Source organism: Pseudomonas sp. SDO52101_S400, from assembly GCF_054071635.1.
Genome location: NZ_JBSVWF010000126.1, coordinates 1 through 3,130 on the forward strand (window position 1 = coordinate 1; position 3,130 = coordinate 3,130).

Genomic DNA, 3,130 nt, shown 5'->3' on the forward strand with positions numbered 1-3,130 from the left:
CCCCTGATGGAGCACGGTCGAATGTGGGAGCGGGCTTGCTCGCGAAAGGGCCACTAGCCTCACTGCAAAATCTAAAGCCCCATCTGTTTGCTGATGATCTCGTTCATCACTTCCCGCGTCCCGCCGCCAATCGACAGGATTCGGTTATCCCGATACAGCCGCTCCACCAGGCTTTCGCGCATATAACCCAACCCACCAAGAATCTGCACCGCTTCGTTGGTGATGCGATCCGAGGTGTCCGTGGCGAAGTTCTTGGCCATGGAGATTTCCTTGATCACGCTCTGCCCCGCCGCCATTTTTGCCGCTTGCCGGTAAGTGAACTCCCGCGAGACTTCCAGCGCCGTGGCCATTTCCGCGAGGCGATGCTTGATCACCTGGAATTTGCCGATGGGTTTGCCGAACGCTTCACGCTCCTTCGCCCACTTCAGACTCTCTTCCAGCGCCAATTGCGCGGTCATGTTGGCCATCAGCGCCAGGGCCAGACGCTCGCTCTGGAAGTTGCCCATGATGCAGGCAAAGCCCATGTTCTCCGCGCCAATCAAGTTTCCTACAGGCACTCGGCAATCGTCGAAAAACAATTCAGCCGTGTCCGACGCCCACCAGCCCATTTTCTTCAGCTGGCGGCCGACAGTGAAACCCGGCGTGCCCTTCTCGATCAACAACAGGCTGATGCCGCCAAAACCGGGCGCGCCGGTACGCACCGCGACGGTGTAGTAATCGGCGCGCACGCCACTGGTGATGAAGGTTTTGCTGCCGCTGATCCGGTAATGATCGCCGTCGCGTACGGCGCGGGTCTGCAGGTTGGCGACGTCGGAACCGCCGCCCGGTTCGGTGACGGCCAAAGCACTAATTTTCTCGCCGCTAAGGACTTGAGGGACGACACGGTCACGAACTTCGGGACGGGCCCATTTGACGATTGGCGGCAGACCTATGTCGAGCGAACCGAGCCCGGCCACCAGCCCGCCGGAGCCACAACGCATGAGTTCTTCACTGGCGGCGATCTTGGCGAACAGGTCACCTTCGTGACTGCCGCCCAGCGCTTCGGGATAACCGATGCCGAGGATGCCGGCCGCACCGGCCTTGAGGTACAGCTCACGGGGGAAGTTTTCGGCTTCTTCCCACGTATCGATGTCCGGCAGGATCTCGCGGTCGACGAAACGTCTGACGCTGTCGCGGACCATTTGGTGGCTGGGGTCGAAGTATTCCTGGAAGGCGGGCATCGGCGAACTCCATGGAAGGGTTCGCCGAACTTAACCGAGCGCTTGCTTGGTTTTCAACAGGATTGTGTGGTTCAGAGGGAAATCGGCTTGCGCCCGGCAAACGAGTGAGCCAGCGTGCCGCCGTCCACCAGCTCCAGTTCGCCGCCCAACGGAACGCCGTGAGCGATACGCGAGGCGATCAGGCCTTTGTTGTTGAGCAATTGCGCGATGTAGTGCGCCGTCGCTTCACCTTCCACGGTCGGGTTGGTGGCGAGGATGACTTCGGTGAAGGTGCCCGCCTCTTCGATCCGCGTCATCAATTGCGGAATGCCGATGGCCTCCGGGCCGAGCCCGTCCAGCGGCGACAGATGTCCCTTGAGCACGAAGTAGCGCCCACGAAATCCGGTCTGCTCGACCGCGTACACATCCATCGGACCTTCCACCACGCACAGCAACGTGTCGTCACGGCGCGTGTCGGCGCATTGCGGGCACAGGTCGTCTTCGGTCAGCGTGCGGCACTGGCGGCAGTGTCCGACCCCTTCCATGGCCTGGCTCAACGCCTGGGCCAGGCGCGTGCCGCCGCTGCGGTCACGTTCGAGCAACTGCAACGCCATACGCTGGGCAGTTTTCTGACCCACGCCCGGCAGAATTCGCAGGGCGTCGATCAGTTGGCGAATCAAAGGGCTGAAGCTCATGGGGAAAAAGTCCGACAAAACAACGAGACGCGGTTTATACCCGCGCCTCCGGCCAGCGTCAAATCCTCAGTCCTGGGCGACCCGCACCACCAGTTTGCCGAAGTTGCGCCCCTCCAGCAGACCGATAAACGCTTGCGGCGCCTGCTCCAGGCCATCGACCACGTCTTCGCGGAACTTCACCTTGCCCTCGCGCACCCACGGCACCATGGCGCTGATGAATTCCGGCTGACGGTCACCGTAGTCGTCAAACACGATGAAGCCCTGAATCCGCACGCGCTTGGTCAACAAGGTGCGTTGCAAGGCGGGCAAACGATCCGGGCCTTTTGGCGCTTCTGAAGCGTTGTAGCCGGCGATCAAGCCGCACAGCGGAATCCGTGCCTTGGGATTGAGCAGCGGGACGACCGCATCGAAGACATGGCCGCCGACGTTTTCGTAATAGATGTCGATGCCTTTCGGACAGGCCTTGGCCAGTTGCTCGGCGAAGTCAGGTGCCTTGTGATCGATACAGGCGTCGAAGCCCAGCTCCTCGACCACGTACTTGCACTTCTCTGCACCACCGGCCACGCCGACGGCACGCAGGCCTTTGATCTTCGCCACCTGGCCGACCACCGAACCTACCGCGCCAGAAGCGGCGGCGACCACCAGAGTCTCGCCTTCTTTCGGCTGGCCGATGTCCATCAGACCCATGTAAGCGGTCATGCCCGGCATGCCCAGTACACCGAGGGCCATCGACGGGCTCGGCAGACCCGACGGGATCGGGATGATGTTGCGACCGTCGCTGATACTGTGGCTTTGCCAACCGGTGGCGCCGACCACCAGATCACCGACCTGGAATTTTGGATGACGCGATTGCTCGACCCGACTGACAGCCCCACCGGTCATCACCTCACCGATTTGTACCGGTGCGGCGTAGGACGGAGCGTCGCTCATGCGTCCGCGCATGTAGGGATCGAGCGACAGGTAAAGGGTCTTGAGCAGCAACTGGCCGTCTTCAAGGTCCGGCAGCGCCTCGCGCTCCAGACGGAAGTTCTCGGGCGTCGGTGCGCCCACTGGCCGCGAGGCCAGCACGAAGCGTTGATTGAGGGTCAGAGGGTCGGACATGTCAGCGTCTCCTGCAAATGTTGAATTCGGCGGTATAGGGAAAAGACCGTCGTGGCGATAGCGGGTTCGATGTTTATCAGATCAACCAGGTCGACGCCTTCGCGAGCAGGCTCGCTCCCACATTTGAAATGCACT

3 protein-coding genes are annotated in these 3,130 nt (G+C 61.5%); all 3 read right to left on the bottom strand.

What is annotated here, in order from left to right:
- Nucleotides 1-71: 71 nt before the first annotated feature.
- Complete coding sequence (locus ACW9HX_RS28940) at nucleotides 72-1,220, bottom strand: acyl-CoA dehydrogenase family protein (protein ID WP_457383196.1); 1,149 nt, start codon at nucleotides 1,218-1,220, stop codon at nucleotides 72-74.
- Between the two features lie 71 nt (nucleotides 1,221-1,291).
- Nucleotides 1,292-1,894: a recombination mediator RecR gene (gene recR, locus ACW9HX_RS28945; RefSeq protein WP_096822493.1), complete on the bottom strand. Its 603-nt coding sequence runs from the start codon at nucleotides 1,892-1,894 to the stop codon at nucleotides 1,292-1,294.
- A gap of 66 nt (nucleotides 1,895-1,960) precedes the next feature.
- Nucleotides 1,961-2,995 (bottom strand): NADP-dependent oxidoreductase, encoded by a 1,035-nt coding sequence (locus ACW9HX_RS28950; RefSeq protein WP_457383197.1) that lies wholly within the window; start codon nucleotides 2,993-2,995, stop codon nucleotides 1,961-1,963.
- Nucleotides 2,996-3,130 lie beyond the last annotated feature (135 nt).

Bases quoted from the DNA above. Each gene is read 5' to 3' on its own strand.
- ACW9HX_RS28940 (WP_457383196.1), bottom strand. From the start codon at position 1,220: ATGCCCGCCTTCCAGGAATACTTCGACCCCAGCCACCAAATGGTCCGC.
- recR (WP_096822493.1), bottom strand. From the start codon at position 1,894: ATGAGCTTCAGCCCTTTGATTCGCCAACTGATCGACGCCCTGCGAATT.
- ACW9HX_RS28950 (WP_457383197.1), bottom strand. From the start codon at position 2,995: ATGTCCGACCCTCTGACCCTCAATCAACGCTTCGTGCTGGCCTCGCGG.